This is a genomic window from Arthrobacter sp. 05T410 (assembly GCF_056396505.1).
On the sequence record NZ_JBFTLP010000001.1, the window covers coordinates 461,609 to 487,433 of the forward strand.

The window sequence follows — 25,825 nt, forward strand, 5'->3', positions numbered from 1 at the left end:
TCAAGGGTGTCGGATACCGGGCCGTGCCGGCACCGGGCATTTCAATCATTGGAACGGCTTTGCCTCCACCAGGGCCCGGGCCAGGAAGGCGAGGCCGTCCTGCACGATCCTAAGCCCCGCGGAATGGTTGAGATAGCCGTGGACGGCACCGGCTTCGAGGCGGAAGTCGACGTCGGTTCCGGCACGCCGGAGCCCTGCCGCGAAAGCCTCTGCCGAGTGCCGCAGGTCGTCGTATTCGCATGCGATGATCGCCGCGGGCGGCAGCCCGGAGGGGTCCGCGTTGCCGGGCATGGCATAGGAGGACGCCATGGCGACAGGACCGCCGATGTAGTTCTCCACGAGGGCGCGGCAGTCATCGGCAGTGAAGCGCAGCAGCCGCGGAAGCCCCTCGAGCACGCCGGCTACGTCCGGCGCCGGGACGGAACCGGGCCCGGCGATGGATCCGGGGCTGGAAGCGGTGTTGGATCCGGTGCTGGGCGCTGGCAGGTCGGCGTGCAGGAACGGGTACGCGAGCAGCAGTTTGGCCGGCAGTGGCAGGCCGGCGTCCTTGAGGAAGAGCGCGGCCCCAACGGCGAGATTGCCGCCCGCGCTGGCGCCGCCCAGGCACACGCGGTCGGGGTCGGCGCCCAGCTCCGCGGCGTGCTCCACGGTCCAGAGCCAGGCGGCCAGGACGTCCTCGTGCGGGACGGGGAAGTGCACGCCGTCGCGGGCCAACCGGTAGTCCACGGACACCACCACGCCGCCGCTGCGGGCGGCGACTTCCCGGGCGAGCTGGTCCGCTTCGCGCATCTCCGGCCCGCCGCCGGCAAATCCCCCGCCGTGCATCCACACGAGCGCGGGACCGTCATGGCCCGGGGCGCCGCCGTAGACCCTGACAGGGACGGTCCCGTTCGGACCGCGGGCCCCGGTTTCCCGGAAGCGGACGGCTGGAGCCTGGTAGGGCACGGCGCCGCCGCTGAAGGCCTCGAGCCGGTCCAGGCCGCCGGGCTGGCCCAGGAGGTCAGTGATCGAGCCCGCTCCGGCCAGGTGGTGCAGGGCGCCGGCCAGGTCCGGGTCCAGGCTCATGGCCGGGACCCGGTCGCGGTCCGTGCCCAGGCCAGCGGAGCCCCCAAGTCGACACTGTCAACCGTGTCGGCAGAGTCGGCAGTGTCGGCAGTGCCGGCAGCGTTGGCAGTGCCGGCAGCGGCCCCGGCCGCGCCGGCGCGTCCGGACCGGGGCAGGGACAGTCCATGGCCAAAGCGGAAGACGGGGTCCTCGGTGTCGAACGGCATGTCTTCCCGGGAGGCTTCGACGGCGGCCATGGACCGCGGGAGGTCGAACGGCAGACAGCCTTCCGGCACGGCACGCCCGGTGAGGATGTCCGCCAGGGCATCGGAGTCGGATCCGTAGTTGGCCAGCAGGGCCGCGGCGTGGTCGGCGAGTTCGGGCAGGACGGCGGGCCGTTCCAGGTTGATGTCGATGACCGTGGGGACGGCCCGGCAGATGGCGGTGACGCGTTCGATCTCCTCCGGCGCGAAGGCCAGGTTGCCGCAGTGGAAGAAGGATTCGAAGCCCTCGCCGCGGACTTCGAACGGGGTCCGCAGCCGGAGGATGGCGAGGTCCGCGGCCTCCGGCGTCGGAACCGGGATGAAGCCCGGCCCCAGGTCCGCGGCCGTGATGCCTTCGAGGTAGACCCTGGCGCCGGCGGCGAGCGGCAGGACGGGGCCGCCGTCGACGTCCTTGTTGGCCAGGAGCGTGTAGGAGCGGCGCTGCATGGCCCGGCCCGCGGCGCGGAACTGCGGAGTCCCCACTGCGGAGTCGGAGGCGGCCGCGTCCACGAGGGGGTTCTCGAAGAGCCCCAGGAGGAACTTCTCCTCCAGCAGTTTGCGGACGGAGACGTCGAGCCGGTCTTCGCTGAGCTTGCCCGCCCGGACGGCGCCGGTCAGGAGGTCGACGCAGCTTTCGCCGCCGATCTGGTCCACGCCGGCGTCCAGCGCCTTGAGCAGCCGTTCCTGCGGTGTCAGGTGTTCCACGCCCCAGGCCCTGGCCGGGAACACCCTGCCAAAGATGTCGCCGTCGGTGAGGATGCCCCAGTCCGAGCAGACGATCCCGCCGAAGCCGAGTTCTTCGCGCAGGAGTTCCGTGAGGATGCGCTTGTTGAAGGCGAAGCCCACTTCCTCGTATTCCGTGCCGACCGGCATGCCGTAGTACGGCATGACCTGCCGTGTGCCGGCGGCGACGGCGGACCGGAAGGGCAGCAGGTGATAGTCGAAGTTGCCGCCGGGATAGACCTGTTCGCGGCCGTAGCTGAAGTGCGGGTCCTCGCCGTCGAGCTGGGGGCCGCCGCCGGGGAAATGCTTGGTCATGGTGGACACGGACGCCGTCCCGAACGCGTCGCCCTGGAAGCCGCGGACGTAGGCGCCCACCAGCTCCGCCGCGAGCTCGGCGCTCTCACCGAACGTGGCCGCGCCGCGGGACCAGCGCGGTTCGGTGAAGACGTCCACCTGCGGGTGCAGGGCGGCCCGGATGCCGACGGCGAGGTACTCCTGCCGGGCGATATCGGCGAACTCTTCCACGGCGTCGGGGTCTCCGACGGCGGCGAAGCCGAGCGCCTCGGGCCACTGCGAGAACGGCCCGGCCAGGGCCCCGGTGCCGGGGTTGTCGGTGTAGGCGTGGCGCGGGTCCGTGGAGAGCGTGACGGGGATGCCCCAGCCGGTGTCCAGGGCGAGGCGTTGGATGCTGTTGTGCCATTCGGCGAGTTCCCTGGCCTGGGTTGCGGCGCCGATGATGTTGAAGTGGTTCATCCGGCGCCCGCCGATCAGCTCCACGGCCGGGCCGGTGCCGAGCGCGAACGGCAGCGCGCCGTGGAACATCAGGCCCGCTTTGTCCTCGAGCGAGAGCCGGGAGAGCAGGTCCTGGACGCGTTGCCCGACCGGCAAGGTGGCGTCCTGGTAGGGGTAGCGGGCGGTGGCGGGGGTCATGGCTGGCTCAATTCGTTGGAGAGGAAGGTGATGGCGGTATCCAGGATGCTGTCGATCCGGTCTTCTGCGCCGAAGAAGCAGTGGTCGGCGCCCTCGATGACGACGACGTCGTTGCGGACGCCGGCGGCGCTGAGGGCCTGCGCGAGGAGCTCGCTCTGGGACAGGGGCACGAGGGCGTCGCTGTCGCCGTGGATCAGCAGGAACGGCGGCGCCCCGGCGCTGACGTGGCCGAGCGGACTCGCGGCCGCCAGCCGGTCCGGGTCGCTGGAGCCGCCAACGAGCATGGGTCCCGGTTCCATGCTCATGCCTGCCGGAACGGCGGCCACCATGGGTCCGGTGAGGAGGCCGGCCGGGAGCTGCATCGGGGGCATGAGGGGCAGCGAGGACACGCCGTAGAAGTCCACGACGGCGCTGACGGCGCTGGAGTGTCCCTGCGCCCCGAGTCCGCCCTCGAGGTCTTCGCGGCTGCCGGTCAGGCCCAGCAGCGCGGCCAGGTGGCCGCCGGCCGATTCGCCCCAGGCGCCAAAGCGTTCCGGATCGATCCGCAGCTCCTGTGCGTGCGCGCGGAGGTAGCGGACCGCCGCTTTCAGGTCATGCAGCTGGGCCGGGAAGGCGGCTTCGAGGGCCAGCCGGTAGTCGACGGTGGCGCAGGCGATCCCTGCCGCGTTGAGCCGGGAAAATACGGAGTCCGCGGGGAACGTGGGCGGCAGCTCACGGCGATCCCCCAGCTGGAAGGCGCCGCCGTGGACCCACAGCACCAGCGGAACCGGCCGCGGCACCGGACCCCCGGCCGTCCGCGGAAGCCAGATGTCCATGCTCAGCGGCCGGAACCCGACGGTCCGGGCGTAGCTGACTTCGCGGTGTACCGCGGAGACCTCGGATACCTGCACGGCCGTGCCCGGGCCGTCGAAGGCAGGGAACGCCGGTAACGCTGGACCAGAAGGCGGGCCGTCCTTCCCTGCGGCGGCGTCGGGGCTTGCCTCGGTGTCAGTCGTTGGGGATTCGATTAAGGTCATGGTGCGCTCCTGGTGAGGTGGGGCAGGGATGCCGGGACGGCCGGGCCATACGGGACGGAGAAGGTGTGCGTTCCGGGCCCGACGACGGCTCCCGCCCGGCCGGGCAGGCGGATTTCGGCGCTGGTGCCGGCCGGGACGACGGCGTTCAGGGTCAGCTCGCCGTCGTCGATCCGCCAGCTGGCCGAAACCAGGCCCTGGGGGCCGCGGTGGGATGTGCTGGCGGATGAGAGGCTGGCGCCCGGGCGCGGTTCGATGATGATTTGTTCGTAGGCCGCGCTCCCCGGCGTCTGCCGGAGTCCGGCGGTGTAGCGGTGCAGGAAGGACACCACGGCGCCCTTGCTGTAGTGGTTCAGGGACTGCTGCGCTGTGCCGTCCGGGCCGATGCCGTTCCAGGCTTCCCACATGGTGGTCGCTCCGCGGTCCACCATCACCAGCCAGGACGGTTCGGTGTCCTGCATGAGCAGCTCATAGGCCAGGTCAAGGTGGCCGTTGTCGGCAAGGACCGGCAACAGGTCTGCGGTGGCGAGGAACCCGGTGCCCAGGTGGGTGCCGGCGTCCCGGATGAGGCCGGCCAGTTGCGCCGCGACCGCCGCCCGGTGCTCGTCGGCGACAAGGCCGAAGGCGAGTGCCCGGACACAGTTTGCCTGGCTGGGGTCGAACAGTTGCCCGGTGTCATTGACGTATTCGCGGGCCCAGGCGTCGCGGACATTGGCGGACAGCTCTGCCAGGGCGGCGGCCTCCGTGTCCTTGCCCAGGACGGCGGCGATCCCGGCCATGATGGCGGCGGAGTGCCGGTAGTAGGCGGTGGCCACGATGCCGTGGTCGGCGGACCTGGCCGCGAACAGGTCCGGTTCCGGCCCGTCGGGTTCGAGCCATTCACCCCAGTGGAAGCCGGTGTCCCAGAGGAACTGCTCGTGTGGTTCCGGCGTAGGTCGGGTGACGGCCCGGGCCGGGTGCCGGGCGCCTCCGGCCGCGCTGCTGATGAACCCGAGCCAGCGGTTCATGGCCTCCCAGTTCTGTTCCAGGATGGCCGTGTCACCCGTGGCCCGGTAGATTTCCCACGGCACCAGGACGATCGCGTCTCCCCAGCCGGCCGAGCCGTTGACAAAGGCCATGTGATCGGCCGCGGTGGCGTCCGGGCCCGGCGACGGCGAAATGTTGACGACCACTCCGTCGTCCCACTGATCAGCCCGGACATCGTTGAGCCACTTCCGGGAGAAGCCGGCAACGTCGAAGAGGTAGGCCGCGGTGGGCACGAACACCTGCCAGTCGCCGGTCCAGCCGGCTTTCTCCCGCTGCGGGCAGTCCGTGGGGACCTCGCAGGCATTCCCTCGGAAGCTCCACTCGACGATCCCGTGCAGCGTGTTGAGCCGGTCATCGCTGCAGCTGAACGTGCCCACGCGTTCGAGGTCGGTCTGGACCATCCGGCCCACGAGATCCCCCGGTTCCAGCGGGTCCGCCAGCCCGCGGACCGAAACGTACCGGAAGCCGTGCGCCGTGTGGCGCGGCTCGAAAATTTCGCCGGGCGCGCCGGAGGACACCACGGAGTCGATCTGCCCGGCGGACAGGAACTGGCCCGGGTTGCGGAAATCGTGCGGTCGCAGGTGCTCCTGCGTGACCTCGCCCGCGTCGTCCAGGGCTTCGCCGTACACCAGCGTCACGGCGTGGCCCGGGGCGCCGAGCCGGGTCAGGCGCACCCAGCCGTTGATGTTCTGGCCCAGGTCCACCACCTGGTGGCCGCCGGCCAGCCGGGTGACGGACACCGGGGCGATGTCCTCCACGGCGCGGGTGGGCGGTGCGACGGGACCCGTCAGTGTTTCGAAGCTGCCGTCACGGAGCACAGCGTGCCCGCGACGGTTTCCGGAGCGAACGCCTGCGGCACGGAAGTCGACACGCTGCCCGGCCATGAGGTCCGCGCTGACAATTTCGGACGGCTCCACCAGCCAGGTGTCATCGGTCCCGACCACCGTCCGACCCGCCGCGGATGCCAGCTCGATCTGTACCAGCAGCGCCGTCGTCGTTCCGTACATGTCGGCGTCGCGCGTGTACCCGAACGTGCCGCGGTACCAGCCGTCGGTGAGGACGCCAGTGACGGTGTTGCTGCCGGTCTGCAGCAGCGTTCCGACGTCGAACGTCTGGACTTGCAGGGTGCTGTGGTAGCTGGTGGAGCCCGGGGTGAGCTCCTGGTCGCCTACCCGGTGGCCGTTGACGAAGAGCTCGTAGATCCCGTGGGCGGTGGCGTACGCCCGGGCCGAGTCCGGGACCGCGTCCAGCTCGAAAGTGGTGGACAGTGCGTAGCCCGGGCGCTCGCCGGCCGCGGGGATGGCGGCCTCGCGCGGGCCGATCCACTGTGCGGCCCAGTCGGCGGGGTGCAGCAGGCCCAGTTCGACCGGCATCGGGTCCGCCCACCTTGAGGCTGACTCGCTGCCGTCCGCGGCAAGGTCCCAGGTCCGCACAGTCCATTCAAAGTGGTCCCGGGAGCCCAGCGCCGGGCCGCCGTAGGGCACAAGGCGGTGGGTTCCCGATTCCACCCGGCCGGTGTCACAGCCGTTGCTGGCGGTGATCTGGTAGGCGCTCTGCCGCACCGTCCCCTCCGGCGGGGTCCAGCTGAGCCGGGGACGGGTGGCGGTGATGCCGAAGGCCTCGCTGAGGTGCTCAACGCGCAGGCGTGTGGGCTGGTTCACGGCTGCCTACCTCGTCCCGTCGAGGGCGGGGACTGACGCCGCCGGCCTGACGGAGGCCGCGAGGGGTCCGGCCAGCGCGTCGCGCGCGTCGCCGGCGTGCCCGGCGGGCGCGATCCTGAAGGTTGTCTCCTCCCCGCACCAGCCGCGCCCGGCATCCCAGTGCTGGAAAGACCGCCCGGGCAGTGTGACCCGGATGTCCCGGCGTTCCCCGGCGGGGATGAGGGCCGTCGCGAAGCCTGCCAGCCAGAACCCGGGCCGGTCCACGTCCGTTTCCGGGGCGTCGGCGTAGATCTGCGCCAGGTATTTTCCGGCCCGGGCACCGGTGTTGCGGACCGTCAGGACGGTGTGCACGTCCTCCCCGGGTGCCGCTTCCTCCAGCTGCGCGAACCCCTCCACGGCGAAGGTGGTGTAGCCCAGTCCGTGGCCGAGCCAATACGCCGGAGCGGCAGCCTGCGTGGATTGCGCGGCTTGTCTTGCCCAGCCGCGGTAGCCGACATCCAGCCGTTCCGTGTACTCGAGCTGGCCGTTCCGGGGGTGCGTGTCGCGGACGGGAGCATCGGCCAGGGCGGCCGGCCAGGTGGTTGGCAGGTGGCCGCCGGGCTCGGCGTCGCCGAACAGCACATCGGCCAGGGCGTTTCCGAATTCCATGCCCGGGAACCAGACCAGGAGCACCGCCGCGGCGTCGTTCCGCCAGGGCATCTCCACCGGGGCGCCGGCGTTGACCACCACCACGGTGTGTGGGTTCGCTTCGATGACGGCGCGGACGAGGTCGTCCTGCCGGCCCGGCAGCGCCAGGGAGGTCCGGTCAAAGCCTTCGCTTTCGACGGCACCGGAGGTCCCGACCATCACGACGGCGACGTCGGCGGCGCCGGCCGCGGCAGCCGCCTTGGCGATCTCGCGGTCCGCCGATTCCCGGGGTTCGTCGATGGCCAGCCCTATGCGGAACAGAGTGGCCTCCGGATGCCAGGTGTAGCGCAAGGTCAGTCGCACCGGGGTTCCGGCGGTCAGGACGACGCCGGCTGATTCGTCCGGCGCGCCGATCAGCACGGCTTCAACGTCGGCGTAGCGGTCCCGCGAGTCGGCGGCCGCCACGGCGTCGCCGTCGATCTCCAGGCTGGCGCGGCCGATGCCCTTGAATCCCAGCTTCCAGGTGCCGGAGACGTCCGGCGTGAAGATCGTTTCGATGTCGACGGCGGTGGCGCCGGCGGGGATGGCGCCCGTACCCCGGGTGAGCGTGGTCCGGGGACCGTATTCCTCCGCAACTGTGCCGGCGGGCCCCCGCCAGGTCAGCCGGACGCTTCCCTCCCCCTGGCCCGGGGCGTGGCATTCCGCGTTCCGGGGTTCGCGAAGGCCCCCGGAGAGCCAGGCACCCTGGACGGTGGTGAGCCGGACGCCGTCGCCGGCCCGTGCGCGCAGCCCCGCGGCGGGCGCCACCGTGTAGGCCGGGAACACCGAGGCGCTGCCGCCGCCCTGGGTCCGGGGATCCAGCGCCGCCGGTCCCACCACGGCGATGGAGGTGAGGTCCCCGGGCGAGAGGGGAAGGACGCCGGCCGGATTTTCCAGCAGCACGAATCCTGCCGCCGCGGCCTCCCGGGCCACGGCGGCGCCGGCTTCGGGTGCCGCGGGTTCGTTCCGGCGGCCCTCCTCGACCCGGCGGCCCAGGGTGACGAGCCGGCGCACTTTCTCGTCAATCACGGCCTCGGGGACCAGACCGGCGGAGATGGCTTCGACGAGCCCGTCGCCCCACAGCTTCTCCGGTCCCGGCATGGCGAGGTCCGTGGCCGAAAGGGCGGAGTCCACGGTGGAGTACACCGCGTGCCAGTCCGAGACCACGGCGCCTTCGAATCCCCATTCGGTCTTGAGCGGGTTCTCCGTGAGGGGATTTTCGGTCATGGCCTTGCCGTTCACGCCGTTGTAGGCCGCCATGATCATCCAGGGCCGGGCCTGCCTGACGACGCGTTCAAACGGTGCGAGGTACACCTCATGCAAAGTCCGTTCGTCGAGCACGTTGTTGACGGTGGTCCGCTCGGTCTCGGCCTCGTTGGCGACGAAGTGCTTGGGGCAGGCGCCGATGCCCTGGCCCTGGATGCCGTCCACGTACGCGGCCGCCAGTTCACCGGTGAGGAGCGGGTCCTCGGACAGGCACTCGAAGTTCCGGCCCGCCAGCGGTGAACGGTGCAGGTTCATGGTGGGGCCGAGCACCACGTCCACCTGCTGACGGCGCGCCTCGGCCGCCAGCAGCTTCCCCACCCGCGCCATCAGCCGCCGGTCCCAAGAAGAGGCCAGGCACGTGGCGGACGGCAGGTTCACCGAGCCGGCTGCCTCGGTGTCGCGGTGGCCGCGGACGCCGACGGGCCCGTCGGAAACCGTGATCTTCGGCAGTCCCAGGCGCGGCTCGGCCTGGGTGTGCCACAGGCCGGAGCCGCTCAGGAGCCGGACTTTGTCTGCCACCGGCAGGGTGCGGATCGTTTCTTCGACGTCGGCGTCAAAGCTCGTGGAGGTCATTCGTTGGTGCTCCTGATCGTTGGTTTCGTCAGCTATCAGCATGGGTTTGCGGCGGCGCGCCCGGACAGCGCAGTTTCATTGGTTGACACGGCGCTGGGTGGAATTTAGGAGGCGACGGCCGCTGAGGTGGCGGCGGCGGTCAGGCGGTGCGTGCCCGCCCCCACGCTTCGGCCGTCCTGCCCCGGCAGCCTGATCTCCGCCTCCACGCCGTCGGGGATTTTTGCTTCGACTTCCAGCACCCCGTCGCCGGTGGTCCGCCACTCGACGGCGATGGTGCCGTGCGGGCTGCGCAGGCTGGTCTTGGCCCAATCGATGCCCTCGCCGGGCAGGGGCGCGATCAGCACCCTGGAGTAGCCCGGGGCGAGCGGCCGGATTCCACCGACGTACTTGTGCAACCAATCAGCAATGGCGCCGAGCGCGTAGTGGTTGAAACTGGTCATTTCGCCGGGGTTGATGGTGCCGTCCGGGAGCATGGAGTCCCACCGTTCCCAGACGGTGGTGGCCCCCATGGTCACCGGGTACAGCCATGAGGGGCATTCCTGTTCGAGCAGGAGCCTGTACGCCGCGTCAGTGTGACCGGTATCGGCCAGGGCGCCGGTGATGAAGGGGGTCCCGGCGAACCCGGTGGAGACGCGGTAGTTGTTGTTCCGTACCAGTTCGGCGAGGCGGTTGCCGGCAAACTCCCGCTGCCGGCCGGTCTGCAGGATGTCGAAGGCGATGGCCAGCGCGTAGACCGTGGTGCAGTCGCTGTGCACGGTTCCGTCGGCGGCCACGTAGTGGGTGTTGAAGGCCGCTTTGACCCGTTCGGCGAGGCGGCCGAACGCGTCGGCGTCGGCGTCGTGTCCCAGGAGCGCAGCCGTCCGCGCGGTGATGGACGCCGTGCGGTACAGGCACGCTGTGGCGACGACGCCGGTGTCCGCCTTGGCCGCCCACGGCTGGTCCGGCGCGGCGTCCGGGTCCAGCCAGTCGCCGAACTGGAAGCCTTCATCCCAGAGCCCGGCGGGCGAGAGCAGTCCCTCTACCCGGCGGGTGTGGGAGGCCATCGAGTCGTACTGGTCCTTCAAGACGGTGTCGTCGCCGTAGGCCTCCCACAGCGCCCACGGAACCCACACGGATGCCTCGCTCCAGATGGCAGAGGATTCCGGTGCCGGGAATTCCGGCGGCTGGGGGCAGTACTTCAGTGCGTCCGGCACGGTGATGGGAACGAGTCCGCCGGCAGCCTTTTGTTCCGCGGCGAGGTCCAGGAGCCAGTCCTGCAGGAAGCCCTTGACGTCGTAGAGGAAGGCGGCCGTGGGGGCGAACACGGCGATGTCCCCGGTCCAGCCGAGCCGCTCATCGCGCTGCGGGCAGTCGGTGGGGAGGTCCAGGAAATTGCCCTTGAGGCCCCAGACGATGTTGCGGTGCAGCTGGTTCACCAGCGGGTTGGAGCACTCGAAGCTGCCGGTGCGTTCAAGCCGGGAGTGCACCGCCACGGCTTCGAGGGATTCCGCCGTCAGCTCGCCGGGCCAGCCGGATACTTCCGCGTAGCGGAACCCGTGGAAGGTCTTGCTGGGTTCGAAGAAGTCCTTGGCACCGGAGAGGATGAACGTGTCGGTGGCGGCGGCCGAGCGCAGCGGCCGGGTGCCCAGCTCACCGTCCTCGAGGACTTCGGCGTGGCGCACGGTGATGGTGGCGCCGGCGTCGCCCTGGACGGTGAAGCGCAGCCAGCCGACCAGGTTCTGGCCAAAATCCACCAGCGTCTTGCCGGCCGGTGAGGTGAAGACCTCCACCGGTTTGATGACCTCGTTGCGCACCACCGGCGGCCCGACGGGATCCGCCAGCCGGCCGGCGTCGAACTCCAGGGCATGGACCCCAGTCCAGGCGCCGGCCCCCACAGCGGCAGCGTAGGCCTCCGGACCGGCTGCGTCCGCGGCGAAGCCCGGCCGGGCCCAGCCTGCCGGTTCCCGCCGCGCGTCGATGCGCTGTCCGTCGTAAAGATCGTTGGCCGTGGTGCCCGAGGGCCCGGACTGCCAGGACGTGTCCGAGGCGACCGACTGGACGTGGCCGTCGGCGAATTCGATGTCCAGCTGCCCGAAGAACCCGAGCTCATCGCCGTACAGGCCCGACTTGCCGTGCCAGGCCAGTCGTCCGCGGTACCAGCCGTTGCCGAGCGCGACGCCGATCACCGTGGCCGGCCCCACGAGCGCGGTCACATCGTAACTGCGGTAGTGCAGGCGCCATTCGTACGAGCTCCAGCCCGGACTCAGCACGTCCTCACCGACCGGGACGCCGTTGATCTGCGCCTCGTAGATCCCGAACGCCGTGGCCCGCAGGAGCGCGCGCTTCACGGGTCCGTGGCCTTCGTCCAGCCGGAATTCCTTGCGCAGAAGCGGGGCGCCGTCGAAGGCTCGATCCGGCGCGATCATCGTGGCGGACCAGGGTGCGGGGGTCATGTGGTGTCGTCCATTCTTGTGGGGAGTTGCCATGCTGTGGGGAGTGCCATGCTGTGGGGATTTGGTCGGTACCGCCGGTGCCGCGGGATCAGGCTCGGGACCGGTGCCGCTCAGGCGTAGTGGCAGGCGACGTCGGACGCGCCCACCTTCCGCAGGGCCGGCCGTTCGGTCCGGCACAAGTCCGTGGCCAGCGGGCAGCGCTGGCTGAAGGGGCAGCCGCCGGGAGCGGCAGCGGCGGCCGCCGCGGTCCGCACGCCCAGCGCTTCGCGTTTTTGCCGCCGCTCGGCCTGCTCCACCGGGCGGGGCACGGGCGAGGCCGCCACGAGCGCCTGGGTGAAGGGGTGTTGGGGCGACTCCGTGACGGCTGCCGCCGGGCCGCTTTCCATGACCTGGCCGCGGTAGAGCACCACGACGCGCTGGGCGAGGAACTGGACCACGGAGATATCGTGGGCGATGAACAAATAGCTCAGCCCCCGCTCGTCCCGGAGGTCGGCCAGGAGGTTCAGGACCTGGGCCTGCGTTGAGAGGTCAAGGGCGCTGACCGCTTCGTCGCACACCACGAGTTTCGGCTCGCAGATCAGTGCCCGGGCGACGGCGATCCGCTGCCGCTGGCCGCCGGAAAACTGGCCGGGAAAGCGGTCCACGGCCTCGCGCGGGAGTCCCACCCTGGCCAGCATGTCCTCGGCGCGCTGCCGGGCTTCCCGGGCGGCCACGCCACGGATCCGCAGCGGTTCGGCCAGTGATGTACCGATGCTCAGCCGGGGGTTGAGTGAGGAGTTCGGGTCCTGGAACACGGCCCGGAGTTCGCCGCCCAGTTCACGCCGCCGTGCGGGGCTGGCATGTGTGATGTCCGTGCCGTTGTAGCTGACCGAACCCCCGCTGCTCTTTTCCAGGCCGAGGATGGCTTTGCCGATCGTGGACTTTCCGGAGCCGGACTCCCCCACCAGGCCCACGGTCTCCCCGGGCCGGATGCTGAAGCTCACGCCGTCCACCGCGGCCGGTCTGGCGGCGGCCTTCCGGCCCCGGCCGTAACGGACCACGAGGTCCACCACGTCCAGGAGCGGCTGCTCGGGAGCCTGCGCTGTTCCGCCCTGGCGTACCGCTGTTTCGATGCTCATGTCCTGTCCTTCTCAACTGTGCTGTCCATCTCAACTGTGCTGTCCATCTCAAGAATGTCGAGGACACGGTGGGCGGGTACTTCGGTGGCCACCCAGGCCAGGCCTTCCACGGCCAGTTCGTCGGCCTTGACACAGCGCACCACGCCGTCGTCCGAGCCCGAGGGAACCAGCGGGACCGGCGCCACGCAGGCCGAGCCGGCGAACTGGCAACGCGCCATGAACCGGCACCCGCCCGCCCAGTCCTTGGGCTGCGGCACCTGGCCGTTGATGGTGGCGAGCCGCTCGGGCATGTCCTCGGCGGTGTTGGCGTGCGGGTCGGCGGCCAGCAACGCCAGGGTGTACGGGTGGCGGGGGTTGTCCAGGATGTTGGCGGTCCGGCCGCTTTCCACCACCTGGCCGGCGTACATCACGGCCACGGTGTCGCAGATGTCGGCCACTACGCCGAGGTCGTGTGTCACCATCACCACGGACATGCCGGTGTCCTTGACCAGTGCCCGCAGCAGCGAGAGGAGCTCGGCCTGCACTGTCACGTCCAGCGCCGTGGTGGGTTCGTCGGCGACCAGCAGCCGGGGACTGCCGGCCAGGGCCAGGGCGATGGCCACGCGCTGGGCCATGCCGCCGGAGATCTGGTGCGGGTAGGTGGTGAGGATGCGCGCGGCGTCCACGATGCCCACCTTTTCGAGCAGGCTCAGGGCTTCGGTGCGTGCTTCGGCTTTGCCCATGCCCCGCAGGCGCCGGATGGCGGAGACCAGCTGGTAGCCGACCGTGAACATGGGGTCGAGGGCACGCATGGGTTCCTGGGAGATCAACGCGATCTCCCGTCCCCTGAGGCCGGCCAGCTCATTTTCCGTGGCGGCCGCGAGGTTCCGGCCGTTCCACAGGATCTGGCCTCCGGTGACGGATACGCCCGAGGGCAACAGGCCCAGCAGGGACAACGCCGTCATGGTTTTGCCGCAGCCGGATTCGCCCACCAGCCCGAGCACGGTTCCCTGTTCGACGTCGAAGGAGACCTCCGTGACTAGGGGCGTGCCGGCGTCGACGCCCACCGAGAGCCCGCGGACACTCAGCCGGCCGGCCGCGTCCGGCGCGGCGGCATCGGTGGACGGCGCGGGGGCATCGGTGGACGGCGCAGCCGCGGACGCAGCGGCCCGGCGTCGGCGGTCAGCGGCGGAGGGCAGGTGGGAGGCGGCCGCGTTCGGGCTTTTCCCCAGGGCATTGCCGATGGCATTGGCCGCGAGGACCGTCAGCGCCAGGACCGCACCGGTGGGGACCATCAGCCAGGGGGCGTCGTAGACGTGCTGGGATGCGCCCTGGATCATGCCGCCCCAGCTGGGCTGCGGGATGGGCGGCCCGAATCCGATGAACGCCAGACCGGCCTGGATCAGCATGCCCACCGCGAAGATGAGGGCGGACTGCACCACGATCGTGGTGTTCAACCCGGGCAGCACGTGCCGCAGGCTGATGCCGAGCGTGCTCACGCCGTCCACCTTGGCGGCGTCGACATAGAGCTGTGACTGCAGCGCGGTGGCCTGGCCCAGCATCACGCGGTAGATGCCGGCCGAGATGAGGACGCCCAGAATCGCCATGACGACGGGAATGTTCGTGCCCACGGCACCGATGACCGCCAGGATGATCACCGTACCGGGCAAGGACATCATGACCTCGGTGACGCGGCTGATCGGCCCTTCGGTCCGTTGTCCAGCGGCGGCGACCATCGCCAGGACGGTGCCGAGTCCGACGCCGACAATCACCGTGATGAGCGATGTCCCCAGGGTGCCGGCGGCCGCGGCGAAGATGCGGCTGAGCAGGTCCCGCCCCAGTTCGTCGGTGCCCAGCCAGTGGGCGGCAGTGGGGCCGGACAGGATGGCGGCGAAGTCCTGGTCCTCGGTCTTGTACGGCAGCCACCACGGCGCCGTGAGGGAGGCAACCACCAGGACCGCCAGCCAGAGCACTCCGGCCACGGCACCGGGCGCCGCGAACAGGCGGTGGGCAGGCCTCCGGCCGACGCCAGTTTTGGGACCGGGGCCGGGACCGGGCCGGCCCGTGGCGGTGTTCGCGGGTGGGGCTCCGCCTGTGCCTGTATCTTCCGCATTCGCGGTGGCGGGGACGGGCGCGGGGGCAACGGAAGGGATCATGAGGCACGCAACTTCGGGTCGAGAAACTTGGTGGCGAGCTCCAGCACGAGGTTCACGGCCACCACCACAACGGTGGCGACCACCACAACGCCCTGCACGGACGGGGCGTCGTGGGTGCTGACGGAGGTCTGGACTGCCTGGCCAAGGCCCGGCATGGCGAAGAGCTGCTCCGCGATCACCGAACCGCCGAACAGCCCGATGAACTGCAGGGCGATCCCGGCCACGATCGGCAGGCTGGCATAGCGCAGGGCGTGGACGTACAGGATCTTCCAGGTGGGGGTGGCCGTTGCGCGCAGGGTCCGGATATGTTCCTGCTGCAGCGCCTCCAGCATGGATGCCCTGGTCTGGCGGGCGATGAACGCCGCACCGCCGACGGCGAGGGTGATCACCGGCAGGGCCAGGGACAGGGCCCAGTCCTGGGGTGAGACCTCGAAGGGGACGTAGCCGGTGGCCGGAAAGACCGAGGACTGGACGGCGAAGAGGTACACAAAGATGATGCCGATCCAGAAGGCCGGCAGCGCCACGGCGAGGCCGCAGACGGCTCCGACGATCCGGTCGACCACGCCGCCGCGGACGGCTGCCGTGACGCCAAGACCGATGCCGAGCACGGCGCTCAGGACCGTGGCCCCGGCCGCGAGGGCCGCCGTCACCGGCAGCCTGCTGGCCAGGTCGGCGCTCACGGACCGGCCGTCGATCAGGGACACCCCGAAGTCTCCCTGCGCGGCGCTGCCGAGCCAGCGGAAGAACTGGACGGGGAGCGGATCGGACCAGCCGAGCCGGCTGTTGACCTCGTCAATGGCTTGCTGGGTGGCGCCGGCGCCGAGGGACACGGCGCCGGGGCTGCCCGGCATTGCGTGCACCAAGAGGAACGCCAGCACCGCGACCACCAGTACGGTGGCCAGCGCCATGAGCAGGCGCTTTGCGACGTAAATCGCCATGATGACCTCCATCGGTCAGGTCCTGCCGGACGGCCTTCGCCTTAGGGGTGAAGGCCGCCCGGCAGGGTGGGGGGTCAGTTGGCCGGGGCGTAGGACGAGAGCAGCGGGTACACGTTGCTGCCGGCGAACTCCACCGGCTTGACCTTCTTGGTGTTGTAGCCCTGGTTGGTGAGGGATTCGAAGAGCGGGATCATCCAGCCGGATTCGACGAGCCGGGTGTTGAGCTTGGTCAGCGCGGCTTTCCGGGCGGCATCGTCCTTGGCGGCGGCGACCTCGCCGGTGGCGGCGCTGAGCTGGTCGTCCGTGGCCTTCTGGACGTTGGTGAAGCCGTTGAGGATCGCGCCGTACATCAGGCCCACCGGGTTGTCCCAGCCCAGCGGCGCGTAGCCCAGCGGGGTGGTGGCGACGGCGGCGAACGCCTCATCTGTCGACGTCGCCATCTTGACCTGCATGGTGATGCCGACGGCGGCCAGGTCCTTCTGGACCGCCTGGAGGTCGGTCTGGGTGGTGGCGCTCGCGACGATGGTGAATTCAAAGCCGTTGGCGTAGCCGGCTTCCGCCAGCAGGCTCTTGGCCTTCGCGGGGTCGTAGGCGAACTGTGAGTTCAGTGTCTCCGTGAAGCCGGCCGAATCCTTGGGCAGGGCGTTCCACGCCGGGATGTCACCCTTGTGCAGGGCATCGACCAGGGCCTGCCGGTTGATGGCGTACTGGAACGCCTGGCGGACCTTTTCGCTGGCGAAGGCCGGCGACGTCTTGCCCGTCTTGTCGAAGGCGACCATGGTCTGGACCGTGCCGCCGATCTGGGAGACGCCGACACTCTTGGCCTTGACGAAGTCAACGGTCGGTGAGGTCAGCTGGGCGACGTCCACCTGGCCGGAAACGAGGGCGTTGGCCCGGGCCTGCGGATCCTGGATGACGCTGAAGACGATCTTGTTGTAGGGGTATTTCGCGGCGTCGGTGCTCTTGTCGTTCTTCTGCAGGACGTACTTGTTGCCCTTGACCGTGGTTCCGGAGTCCAGCGTGTACGGACCGGAGCCGTCCGGCTTGGCGGCCAGGCTTGCCGTGTCCGCGGCCCCCGCCTTGCCAACGATCATGCCGAGGGTGGAGGTCAGGTTCTTCTCGAAGCCCGGCTGCGCCTTGGCGAACTTCAGCGACACCTGGGTGGGGCTGATGACGTCCACGGATGTCAGTTCCTGGGCGCCGCCCTTGGCGATGGCTGAGTACGCCGAAAGGGCGGGATCCGTGCGGCGGTCAAAGTTGGCCTTCACCAGTGCCGCGTCCAGCGTGGACCCGTCCGTGAACGTCACGCCCTGCTTGAGCGTCAGGGTCAGCACCGTGTTATCGGCGTTGTAGCTGAAACCGGTGGCCAGGCCCGGCCCCACGGAGCCGTCCGCCTTCAGGGTCATGAGGTTCTCGTAGAGGCCTTCGAAGAACTGACGCTGCGCGTCGGAGACCCGCAGCGGGTCGAATCCGAAGGACGCGCTGTCACTCTCGACGCCGATTGTCAGGGTGGTCTTATCCACGGTGGATGCCGCCTGGCCGGAGCCGCCGCAGGCGGTCACGGAGCTGAGCATCAGGACGCCGGCCAGAACGGCCGCGCTCCGTCGGGCGGTGGGGTTCAGAAGTTTCATGTAGTGCGCCTTCGCATTCGTTCCAAAACAACGGGGGTTTTCGGCATCTGGTGGTGGTCGGGACTGGAGCGGACCGGCCGGACGGTGGCCGCCCGGACGGTGCGTTCCGCGCCCTTCCCCCAGATGCGGTCGGGTGGACCGGCTCCATCAAGAGTCGTAGGCGGACGCAATGACGTCACACGAGAATTTCATTGGTTGGAACACTATTGTGGTGAACGTCACTGGCGACGAAGAAGGAACGATGACGAATGACAGCACCCGCGGATAAGCATTCCCCCGCTGAAAACCCGCCCGCCGCGCGCGGCAAGCGGCCCAAGCAGGGCGAACCGGTGATCGACCGGGCCCTGAGCCTCCTCGCTGTCTTCACGGACCGCCGCCGGGCGCTGACCCTGTCAGAGATGGCCCGTTATGCGCAGATGCCCGCCCCGACGGCGTTGCGCCTCATTGCCCGGCTGGTCGCCTGGGGCGCTCTGGAACGGCTCGACGACGGACGCTACGTTGTGGGCGTCCGGCTGTGGGAAATAGCGTCCCTCTCCCCGAGGGGCCACGGGATCCGCGAAATCGCGTTGCCCTACCTAGAGGACCTCTTCGAGGTGACGCGCCATCACGTCTTGCTCGCCGTGCGGGACAAGGACCAGGCCGTCCTGATCGAACGGCTTTCCTCCAAGCAGGCCACGGAAGTCGCCTACCGGGTGGGCGGCCGGCTCCCCCTGCGCTCCACGGCCGTCGGCCTGGTCCTGATGGCCGGCGCGGACGCGGCATTCCAGGAAAAGATCCTCAAGGAACCCGCGGAAACTGAACCGGGCGTGGCTCCCATGCCGGAAGGCCAGCTGCGGCGCACCCTGTCCGACGTCCACCGAACGGGGATTGCCATGATCCGCCGGTCCGCGCCGTCGCTGACTGTTTCCGTGGCGGCGCCCGTCTTTGATGCCCAGGGCACGGTGGTGGCCGCACTGTCGATCGTTGTACCGGACGGGACCACCCCGCCCAATGTCCTGGCTCCGGCGGTGATGGCCACCGCGAGGGCAGTCTCACGAAACCTTGGCTACCGGACTGCCCTGGCCGAGGACGTCCGGACCCTGTCGGACGGCTGACCGCGGAGCTGCCCACCGCCGGCCCTTCCAACCAGTGGAAAGGCCGGCGCGGCGTCGGGATGAAGGGTCATAATGTTGAACCTGCGGGGCGCCCGGCTCCCCGGACCCCCGCCTGCTTCCGCGAGCCCTTGACACGCCCGGTGGCGGCGTCTAGGACTGGCCTTGTCCAGTCCAATCCACCAGCCTAGGAGTTGTTATGGCCACCACGCCCTACGGAATCGTGCACTTCTTTCCGGGAGGCACCAAGGAACAATACGAGGCGTCGCTTGCAGCCGTCCATCCAGGCGCGGGGCTCCTGCCCGAGGGGCAGATCTTCCACGCCGGCGGGGCATCCGAGGGGGGCTGGACGGTCTTGGCAGTCCACGAATCGAAAGAAAGCTGGGAAAAATTCCGGGACACGATCCTCCTGCCCCGGATGCAGGCGGGTATTGAGGGCGGCTTCGCCGCTCCGCCCGAAGAGACGGTGATCGACCTCTACAAGGTTCTGCCCTAGCAGCACGTAACCCACACAGCCACTTCAAACGGCGCGCCCGTACCAGTCGAGTACGCGCAACGCGCGAAGGGTGTTCCACCGGCTGGACCGGCCGTCACCGGCATCAACCGGGAAATGGACGATCCCGGGATGCGTGTTTTCGAGCAACCAGGTCCCGTCCGGCTGCTCCTTTGACCGGAGCACCTCCACGGCTTCGGCCATGCGCGGGTCCGGGGGCTCTCCGGTCGAACGGAAGTACTCCAGGGCACGGAGCACGTCGTAGTGCCAGCGGGTCGGAAAGGAGAACGTCAGCCAAGCCGGGTCTATGACCGCGCCGGTGCTCTTGCGTCGGAACAGGCCCCGCTCCAGCAGATACTCCTCGCCCCGGCGCCGCGCGTCCACGGACTGCGCCGAGCCGCCCGTGACCCGTTCGTGGGCCAGGAGGCCCTCGAGGACGTTGATCGTCGTGGCGGCCGAGGACACCACGGCGCCGGACTCCGCCCAACAGTTCCACCCGCCGTCGTCCAGTTGCCCGCTGACAAGCCGGGAGACGACGCCGTCGACGCCCTGATCGAAGTACGCGCCGAGCGCCACTGTCATTCCGTTGATGCACGGCTCCACCTCGCCTTGGAAATACGGCTGGCCGCCCTCCTCCCAGCGGCAGTTGTCCCTGACCAGCGCTATGGTCTGGCGCATCTGCTCACTTCGCGGGTCGATCCCGAAGTCACGCAGCAGGAGCAAGCTGTACGTTGTGGCGGTCCAGGGCTGGGGGACACGGTCCCAACCTGTGTCACCACCGGCATCATCCGCACCGCCGCCCTCGGCACCGCCTCCGTCGGGGCGGTCGCCCCGGGCGGGGAAATATGCGCCATGCGCCCATTGGCCGTCCTCGTCCCGCAATGCCAGCAGGCGGGCACCCCAGCCTTCGGTCGCTACCCGCGCGCGCTCTGCGGTAACGACCTCGGGCGCGGCGTTGCTGAGATCCTGCAACACCTGCCATCGAAGGGAAGGATCTGAATCCATCAGCCAGTCCAGGACGGTCATACGCCGATGGTAGCGCTCCCGGCTCGCTGGCATCGGGTGCTCACCGTCGAGTGGGCACGCGGCATCGCCCCGGACGTCCGTGGCCAGCGGGCCGGACGCTCAGGAAGCCTTCGGCCGGATCACCAGGACAGGGCACGGGGAGTGGCTGGCCACCTGGGCGGAGACCGATCCGATGTGCAGCCCGGCGAAACCGCCGTGGCCGCGGGAGCCGACGATCACCAGGTCGGCTTCCCGTGCGGCCTCAAGTATTGCCGACGCCGCTGAGTCGTTCTTGATGGACCGCGTCACGACATTGACACCCACTGCGGATTTCGCCGCCTCGGCGCCCAGCGCTTCAGCCTGCTGCTCCGGGGAGTCCTCCGCCACGATTTCGCCTGCCGCGGTTTCCAGCATCGCCGGATACCACGCCATTGGCGCCTTATTCCAGACAGTCAGGACCCGGAGCTCCGCACTGCGGTACCGGGCCTCTTCAACACCCCACGCCAAGGCCTCGTGGGATTGCTTCGAGCCGTCAAATCCGATCACGATCACAAAGGGATCAACTTTTTTCATGGTTCCAGACTTTCACTGCCGGTTTGCGGCGCCTAGGGGCCTCTGACCCCATCCGGGACCGGTGCCTCGCCGCGAAGGCCGTCAAGGCCGCCGCAGCGTTCAGACGATGCCACGCTTGGCGGCCGTCTTGAGCGCGTCGCGCCTGCTTACCGCCCCGAGCTTGCGGTAAATGGACCGTTCGTGGGTCTTGACCGTGTTCACGGAAATGTACAACGCCTCGGCAATTTCAGCAGCGGTCATGATCGAGCGCATGTAGGAAAGGACTTCGCGTTCGCGCTCGGTCAGGTTCCAGTAGGACTGTGCACGAAGGCGGGTCTCACCCTGTGCCTCGCGTGCCATCAGCGCTGCGATGAACGACTCGTGCGCGGTGCCCCACACAGCGTGCTCCACGAGCAGATCCGCCAATTCCTCTCTCCGTTCGGCGAAAGGACGCAGGACGGTTTCAGGCTCGGCACGAAGGACAGCATGTTCAATCCGCTCGTGTGCCGCCGCGGCATCTCCGGCTCCATGGGCCATGATCGCCTCGGTCAGGCTCAGGCAGGTGTCGATATATGAGCTGCCGCGGCGATCGGCCAGTGACTCGGCACAGCGTTGCGAAGCGGCGGTGTCACCTTCGCGGCGCAGCAACTCCGCCAGCAGCGTATCCGCCAATGCGCCGTGCCCCCCGGCACCGAGTGGTTGGACGGTCCGCAAAGCTCCGTCCCGGTCGCCCCTGGCTTCGGCAATTTTCGCCACCGCGATGGTCTCCAGGGCATTCCATGACACGGCGTACCGTCCCCGCCCGTGAAAGGACTCCAGCGCCGCACCGGAGTCGGCCAGGCCGACCAGGTCGCCGGCGGCGCAATCAACCAGGACCCGATAGATGGCGCTGAGCGGACCGGTCGGGAACAGCTCGCTGCCCAATCGCTGCGCTTTGGTAAGACAGGTCCGCGCAGCCTTCAGATCATCATTCCAGTAGCACGCGATGCCACGGGCCAGCCAGGCCGGAGCCATCCGCTGCCGCGAATTCCAACCCAGCGCCTCTCCCCGTTCCAACGCCGCCGTGCCAAGTTCGTCGGCGCTCACGAGGTCACCGGCGATGGCGTGAGCCAACGCGAGCTCGGCCTGGGCGCAGAATTCCACGGCTTCCAGCTGTTCCGGGTTGCCTGTGGCCGCCGTTGCCTGGAGCAGCGCCGTGCCAAGTTCGCCGGTGCGGTGCAGCCGGAACTCTGCCTGGGCCAGCAGGAAGAGTCCTGTCGAGAAGGAGCTGGAGCGGCCATCTCCTGAAATGTCCGTCGTCGACCGGCCGTCGTCCGTCTCGGTGTGCGGGTCCAGCCGGCCGTCGGCGGGCAGCGGCTCGTAGAGCGCCCGGTAACTCTCCAGTCTCCGGCGTCGAATTGCGTCCAGCGCGAAGGTCCGCGACAGCGCCCGGTCGGTGAGCTCGGCCGCGGCGGTGCCGTCGCCGGAAAGGGCACGGCAGACCGATCGGATCATCAGGATCTCCGGATCCTCGCCCCACGGTGCCGGGAGGTCCAGGCACAGCCGTTCCAGGGTCTGCACGTCGTTTCCGAGCAGGAATTCGAGCCAATGGGCGCCGAGGGAAATCACAGCTTGCCGGGGTGCGCTTCCTTGCAGCGCCTGGGCGACGCCCTCGACGACGTCGACGTCCTGGTAGTACCTCGCCGCCACGCGGTGCAGACGCTCGGCGAGCAAAGGGTCACGCCGCTGCAGGATGCGCCGGCACTGCGCCGCGAAGAGGGAATGCCACCGGAACATCGATTCGCCCGCACGGTATTCGTGCTCCTCGATGAAGAGCCCGTTACGGAGGCAATCCTCAAGCAGCACGCCGCCGCGGGGACGGCCTTCGAGTTCGACGGCGAGCCGGCGTCCGAGCCAGTCGCTGGTAGTGGCCCTGAGAATGAATTCGGCCAGCGACGGTTCGATCTGGTCGAGGATCTCTTCCGCGACGTAGTCGGCGAGCGGGACGTGCGTAGGCGCGGAGCCTGGCGTTGCAAGCGGCACGTTGCGGGCCTGCGCCAAGGAGACCAGGCTGGCGTGGACTGCCACAGGCCAGCCGGCAGTCATCTTCCAGAGCGACCCGGCGTCGAACGTTTGATCTTGTCCCAGCGCACTGGCGAACTGGGCAACTTCCTCCCGCGTGAAGGCCAGTTCGGCGGCGCGAAGTTCACCCAGTCCCTCGCCGTACCGGAATCTTTCGAGCTGAATGGACGTATGGCCGCGTCCCGAGAGGACCAGCCGCAGTGAGGGGGGTGCCGATGCGGCGAGCACCCCGACGATTCCGTTCGCCAGCCCCGGCCCGGCCAAATGGACGTCATCGATCACCAGGACAATCGGTTCAGTGAGGTGCTCGAGTGCCCCGAGGAGAAGGTCGTAGGAGGCCGCCCGGTCGTGGGCAAGGCTCGGGTCCAGGGCGAGGAGGGCGTCGGTTCCGGGTAACGGCAGTTTGCCCGCCGCGGACTGGATCGCCCCAACAACACCGTGAAACAGCCGCGCGGGCTGCGTGTCGAACCTGTCCAGCGACAGCCATGCGCACGGCAGAGCGCACTTGCGGACCCAATCACCCAGAAAAGTTGACTTGCCGTAGCCGGCCGGGGCCGCGACGAGGGTCAGGCGGTGCGAATCCGCGGCCGCGGACAGGGCGCTTTCCAGACGTGGACGCTCCAACGCTCCGAGACCGCGCACAGGCGGGCGGATCTTGAACTGTGGGCCCGGTACCCATTCGGCTTCTAGCCTATCTCTCACATTCCACATGCTAGGTGGGGGCAAAAGGGCACCAACAGGGCGCAAAGACCCCTTGTGCGCCGCTCCTTAGTGCGAAAATACGGCGATTAGGGCGCCCCGATTGCGGCACGGCACGAATTGGGTGCCCGGCTGTATCATCAGTCATGCCTATGAAGCACGGCAGCCCGACAGACCCGATTTTCCTTCATGACCTCGACAAGGCCGACCGCAGGCGGGTCATTATTTTCGCGATTGCACGTCTCATCGCATTTTCGGTTGTGGTCCTCGCCCTGTATTTCTTTATTCCCGTCGGGGGATTCAATGACGCCGATCCCGCGGCCGCCTGGATCCGCCTGGCGGGTGTCGTGCTGGTCTTTTTCGCAGTCCTGGCAATTCAATTGCGGCTGATACTCGTGGCGCATATCCCGAGGGTTCGGGCGGCCGCGGCTGTCGCCGAAACCCTGTTGATGTTTTTGTGTCTCTTCGCGCTGCTTTACACATCAATGTCGATCACATCTGCGGCGGCGTTTAGCGAGCCCCTGAGCCGAACCGATGCCCTTTACTTCACCACTTCCACGTTTGCCACCGTCGGGTTCGGGGATATTACGCCGGTAAGCCAGCTGGCGAGGGGTGTCGTGTCCGTCCAAATGATTGCCGATTTAGGTGCACTCCTATTGATCGCAAAAGTGGCATTCTTCGCGGCAGGGCGGCGGCTGGGCGGCGAATCCTGAACCCGCCGCCGTCATCACCCAAAACGGATGACAGCAGGCCGGCCGGCTGAAATTTCGCGGGCAGGGCCGGGATTCGGTGCGCCACTTTGCACGTCCGACGCGCGGCGTCCAGCCCGTAGGGACGGCCGTGGCGGGCCCTTCCCCGGCGTGACAGATCACCCTGTGTGGGTGGGGCTGGACCGGCACGCCGAGTGAACAATGAAAATAGCCGTGAAATGCCCAGCCGCGGAACACAAGCTAAGGCGGATCCCCTCATGTCGCTGAACGATCAGCCCGCTGGCCCCGCTAGCCCGGAACAGGAAGAAATTCTGCGGTTACGGGCCGAAGTCGCCCGTCTCCAGCAGGAACGGGACACTGCCCGCAAGGCCCCGCCGAGGCCGGCCGTGCGGCATCCGGGGCTGGCCCGGCGCATTGTGGCAATCGTGCTGGTGGTTATCACTGGCCTGTTGGCCTTCGCGACAGTTCCGGCCCTCTACCTTCGCAGCGAAGTCATCGACACCGATCGCTACGTCGCCACCGTCGCACCGTTGGCCTCGGACCCTGCGATCCAGGCCGAAATCGCCGACAAGGTCACCCAACAGATCAACGACGCCGTGGATTTCCAGACCATCACGCGCGATGCCCTGAACGAGCTCGCTAAAACGGCGCCCCGCGTGGCGGCCGTGCTTACCGGGCTGGCCCCGATGCTTGCGGAGCAGACCAAAACGCTCATCCATACCGCCGTTGCCAGATTCGTGGCGACACCGCAGTTCCAGGACCTTTGGATCCAGGTGAACCGGGTGGCGCACCAGGGGCTGGTCAACCTTGCCACGGGAAGCACGGGAGGCACGGTCAGTATTGATGAGAATGGCACGGTGTCGATTTCCACGAAAGAGATCATCGCCCGGGTCAAGACTCTCCTTGTCCAGCAAGGGGTGGATATCGCCTCGAGGATCCCGGAAGTTGACGCGCAGATCGCCCTGTTCCAGTCTCCTGAACTGGTCCGTGCCACGGAAACCATCCGGACCTTGGACCGGCTCGGCCCAATACTGGCGTGGCTGACGGTGCTCAGCGCCGTGGGCGCCATTGCCGTTGCCCCCCGGGGCCGGAGACGGAGCACGACGAGCGGCGTGGGGTTGGCCGTGGCGGTGTCGATGGCGGTGCTGGCGCTGTCCCTTGTGATCGGGCGAAGTTACGTCCTGAACTCGATTCCATCGAGTGCTGTCTCCCCTGCGGCGGCCGAAAGCCTGGTCGAGGCACTCCTGGTACCGCTGCGCACCAGCCTGCGCCTTGTCTTCGTCGTCGGACTGCTGATCGCCCTGGCAGCTTTTCTGGGCGGCCACTCGCGTCCAGCGGAGTATGTCCGGCACGGCCTGGCGACGGCGGGCGACTACATCACCGGCAAGATCGGCGGTGGCCAGGCCAAGCCATGGCAGTTCTGGTTGGCCCGGTACCGGCGGATCATCGAAGCCACCGTCGTCGGCATCGCTGTGCTGGTGCTGATCTTTTGGCAGGACCCGACGGCGGCCGTCGCCATCTGGACGGCCGTCCTGGCCGTGCTGGTCATTCTCGTGGTCGAACTGCTGTGCCGGCCGGCCGTAGCCGGCGGGCCGGGCGCCGAACCCGGCGCCGAACCCGGAGGCGAGCCGGGCGTCGATCCCAGCGGTGAGTCCAGTGTCGAGTCCGGCGGCGTGCCAGGCGGTGAGTCGGTCACGGCTGGCGGCCCTCCCGATGACACGTATCCCACGATCCCCATCCCCCGGGCGCCCGACGCCGGAGGAACCAGCGTGTGAAGGACCGGCGGGACCGGACC

The 25,825-nt window shown here is 69.0% G+C and carries 17 protein-coding genes; 4 read left to right on the forward strand and 13 right to left on the reverse strand.

The annotated features are described in order from the left end of the window. Positions 1–45: 45 nt before the first annotated feature. The 10 genes from AC1DFR_RS02210 to AC1DFR_RS02255 form a co-directional block, all read right to left on the reverse strand. Positions 46–1,065 (reverse strand): alpha/beta hydrolase fold domain-containing protein, encoded by a 1,020-nt coding sequence (locus tag AC1DFR_RS02210; protein ID WP_476872615.1) that lies wholly within the window; start codon positions 1,063–1,065, stop codon positions 46–48. After that, positions 1,062–2,960 carry a glycoside hydrolase family 3 protein gene (locus tag AC1DFR_RS02215; protein WP_476872616.1) on the reverse strand — a complete coding sequence of 633 codons (1,899 nt, stop codon included), beginning with the start codon at positions 2,958–2,960 and terminating at the stop codon, positions 1,062–1,064. The genes AC1DFR_RS02210 and AC1DFR_RS02215 overlap by 4 nt, the downstream gene beginning before the upstream one ends. Further along, entirely contained in the window at positions 2,957–3,976 is a 1,020-nt protein-coding gene (locus AC1DFR_RS02220) for an alpha/beta hydrolase fold domain-containing protein (RefSeq protein ID WP_476855995.1), read from the reverse strand. The genes AC1DFR_RS02215 and AC1DFR_RS02220 overlap by 4 nt, the downstream gene beginning before the upstream one ends. Then, the gene (locus tag AC1DFR_RS02225; RefSeq protein ID WP_476872617.1) at positions 3,973–6,660 is read right to left on the reverse strand and encodes a family 78 glycoside hydrolase catalytic domain; all 2,688 of its coding nucleotides are present in this window, start codon (positions 6,658–6,660) and stop codon (positions 3,973–3,975) included. Before AC1DFR_RS02225 ends, AC1DFR_RS02220 begins: the two co-directional genes overlap by 4 nt. Before the next feature lie 6 nt (positions 6,661–6,666). Next, complete coding sequence (locus AC1DFR_RS02230; RefSeq protein WP_476872618.1) at positions 6,667–9,165, reverse strand: beta-glucosidase; 2,499 nt, start codon at positions 9,163–9,165, stop codon at positions 6,667–6,669. Between the two features lie 104 nt (positions 9,166–9,269). Continuing rightward, on the reverse strand, positions 9,270–11,597 hold the full coding sequence (locus tag AC1DFR_RS02235; RefSeq protein WP_476872619.1) for an alpha-L-rhamnosidase: 2,328 nt from the start codon (positions 11,595–11,597) through the stop codon (positions 9,270–9,272). Between the two features lie 110 nt (positions 11,598–11,707). Further along, positions 11,708–12,715 (reverse strand): oligopeptide/dipeptide ABC transporter ATP-binding protein, encoded by a 1,008-nt coding sequence (locus tag AC1DFR_RS02240; RefSeq protein WP_476872620.1) that lies wholly within the window; start codon positions 12,713–12,715, stop codon positions 11,708–11,710. Further along, positions 12,712–14,850: a dipeptide/oligopeptide/nickel ABC transporter permease/ATP-binding protein gene (locus tag AC1DFR_RS02245; RefSeq protein WP_476872621.1), complete on the reverse strand. Its 2,139-nt coding sequence runs from the start codon at positions 14,848–14,850 to the stop codon at positions 12,712–12,714. The genes AC1DFR_RS02240 and AC1DFR_RS02245 overlap by 4 nt, the downstream gene beginning before the upstream one ends. Then, positions 14,847–15,800: an ABC transporter permease gene (locus tag AC1DFR_RS02250; RefSeq protein WP_476849541.1), complete on the reverse strand. Its 954-nt coding sequence runs from the start codon at positions 15,798–15,800 to the stop codon at positions 14,847–14,849. The genes AC1DFR_RS02245 and AC1DFR_RS02250 overlap by 4 nt, the downstream gene beginning before the upstream one ends. A 62-nt stretch (positions 15,801–15,862) precedes the next feature. Then, positions 15,863–17,419: an ABC transporter substrate-binding protein gene (locus tag AC1DFR_RS02255; RefSeq protein WP_476872622.1), complete on the reverse strand. Its 1,557-nt coding sequence runs from the start codon at positions 17,417–17,419 to the stop codon at positions 15,863–15,865. A gap of 248 nt (positions 17,420–17,667) precedes the next feature. Here AC1DFR_RS02255 and AC1DFR_RS02260 point away from each other — a divergent pair, with 248 nt between their 5' ends. Beyond that, positions 17,668–18,513 carry an IclR family transcriptional regulator gene (locus tag AC1DFR_RS02260; RefSeq protein ID WP_476872623.1) on the forward strand — a complete coding sequence of 282 codons (846 nt, stop codon included), beginning with the start codon at positions 17,668–17,670 and terminating at the stop codon, positions 18,511–18,513. 196 nt (positions 18,514–18,709) lie between these two features. Then, positions 18,710–19,006: a hypothetical protein gene (locus AC1DFR_RS02265; protein WP_223916956.1), complete on the forward strand. Its 297-nt coding sequence runs from the start codon at positions 18,710–18,712 to the stop codon at positions 19,004–19,006. Between the two features lie 24 nt (positions 19,007–19,030). Here AC1DFR_RS02265 and AC1DFR_RS02270 read toward each other — a convergent pair whose 3' ends face one another. From AC1DFR_RS02270 to AC1DFR_RS02280, 3 genes are all read right to left on the reverse strand, one after another. Further along, the gene (locus tag AC1DFR_RS02270) at positions 19,031–20,029 is read right to left on the reverse strand and encodes a hypothetical protein (protein WP_476872624.1); all 999 of its coding nucleotides are present in this window, start codon (positions 20,027–20,029) and stop codon (positions 19,031–19,033) included. 99 nt (positions 20,030–20,128) lie between these two features. Continuing rightward, a complete protein-coding gene (locus AC1DFR_RS02275; RefSeq protein WP_476849536.1) occupies positions 20,129–20,581 on the reverse strand; it encodes a universal stress protein in 453 nt (150 codons plus the stop codon). 99 nt (positions 20,582–20,680) lie between these two features. Beyond that, complete coding sequence (locus tag AC1DFR_RS02280) at positions 20,681–23,245, reverse strand: helix-turn-helix transcriptional regulator (protein ID WP_476872625.1); 2,565 nt, start codon at positions 23,243–23,245, stop codon at positions 20,681–20,683. A gap of 227 nt (positions 23,246–23,472) precedes the next feature. Between AC1DFR_RS02280 and AC1DFR_RS02285 the strand changes: the two genes are divergently transcribed. Both AC1DFR_RS02285 and AC1DFR_RS02290 read left to right on the forward strand, forming a co-directional pair. Then, positions 23,473–24,033 carry a potassium channel family protein gene (locus AC1DFR_RS02285; RefSeq protein WP_243177831.1) on the forward strand — a complete coding sequence of 187 codons (561 nt, stop codon included), beginning with the start codon at positions 23,473–23,475 and terminating at the stop codon, positions 24,031–24,033. A 254-nt stretch (positions 24,034–24,287) separates the two neighbouring features. Continuing rightward, the gene (locus tag AC1DFR_RS02290) at positions 24,288–25,805 is read left to right on the forward strand and encodes a transposase (protein ID WP_476872626.1); all 1,518 of its coding nucleotides are present in this window, start codon (positions 24,288–24,290) and stop codon (positions 25,803–25,805) included. Positions 25,806–25,825: the final 20 nt, after the last annotated feature.

Coding starts and splice junctions, on each gene's coding strand:
- AC1DFR_RS02210 (WP_476872615.1), bottom strand. CDS start 1,065: ATGAGCCTGGACCCGGACCTGGCCGGCGCCCTGCACCACCTGGCCGGA.
- AC1DFR_RS02215 (WP_476872616.1), bottom strand. CDS start 2,960: ATGACCCCCGCCACCGCCCGCTACCCCTACCAGGACGCCACCTTGCCG.
- AC1DFR_RS02220 (WP_476855995.1), bottom strand. CDS start 3,976: ATGACCTTAATCGAATCCCCAACGACTGACACCGAGGCAAGCCCCGAC.
- AC1DFR_RS02230 (WP_476872618.1), bottom strand. CDS start 9,165: ATGACCTCCACGAGCTTTGACGCCGACGTCGAAGAAACGATCCGCACC.
- AC1DFR_RS02235 (WP_476872619.1), bottom strand. CDS start 11,597: ATGACCCCCGCACCCTGGTCCGCCACGATGATCGCGCCGGATCGAGCC.
- AC1DFR_RS02240 (WP_476872620.1), bottom strand. CDS start 12,715: ATGAGCATCGAAACAGCGGTACGCCAGGGCGGAACAGCGCAGGCTCCC.
- AC1DFR_RS02245 (WP_476872621.1), bottom strand. CDS start 14,850: ATGATCCCTTCCGTTGCCCCCGCGCCCGTCCCCGCCACCGCGAATGCG.
- AC1DFR_RS02250 (WP_476849541.1), bottom strand. CDS start 15,800: ATGGAGGTCATCATGGCGATTTACGTCGCAAAGCGCCTGCTCATGGCG.
- AC1DFR_RS02255 (WP_476872622.1), bottom strand. CDS start 17,419: ATGAAACTTCTGAACCCCACCGCCCGACGGAGCGCGGCCGTTCTGGCC.
- AC1DFR_RS02260 (WP_476872623.1), top strand. CDS start 17,668: ATGACAGCACCCGCGGATAAGCATTCCCCCGCTGAAAACCCGCCCGCC.
- AC1DFR_RS02265 (WP_223916956.1), top strand. CDS start 18,710: ATGGCCACCACGCCCTACGGAATCGTGCACTTCTTTCCGGGAGGCACC.
- AC1DFR_RS02270 (WP_476872624.1), bottom strand. CDS start 20,029: ATGACCGTCCTGGACTGGCTGATGGATTCAGATCCTTCCCTTCGATGG.
- AC1DFR_RS02275 (WP_476849536.1), bottom strand. CDS start 20,581: ATGAAAAAAGTTGATCCCTTTGTGATCGTGATCGGATTTGACGGCTCG.
- AC1DFR_RS02285 (WP_243177831.1), top strand. CDS start 23,473: ATGAAGCACGGCAGCCCGACAGACCCGATTTTCCTTCATGACCTCGAC.
- AC1DFR_RS02290 (WP_476872626.1), top strand. CDS start 24,288: ATGTCGCTGAACGATCAGCCCGCTGGCCCCGCTAGCCCGGAACAGGAA.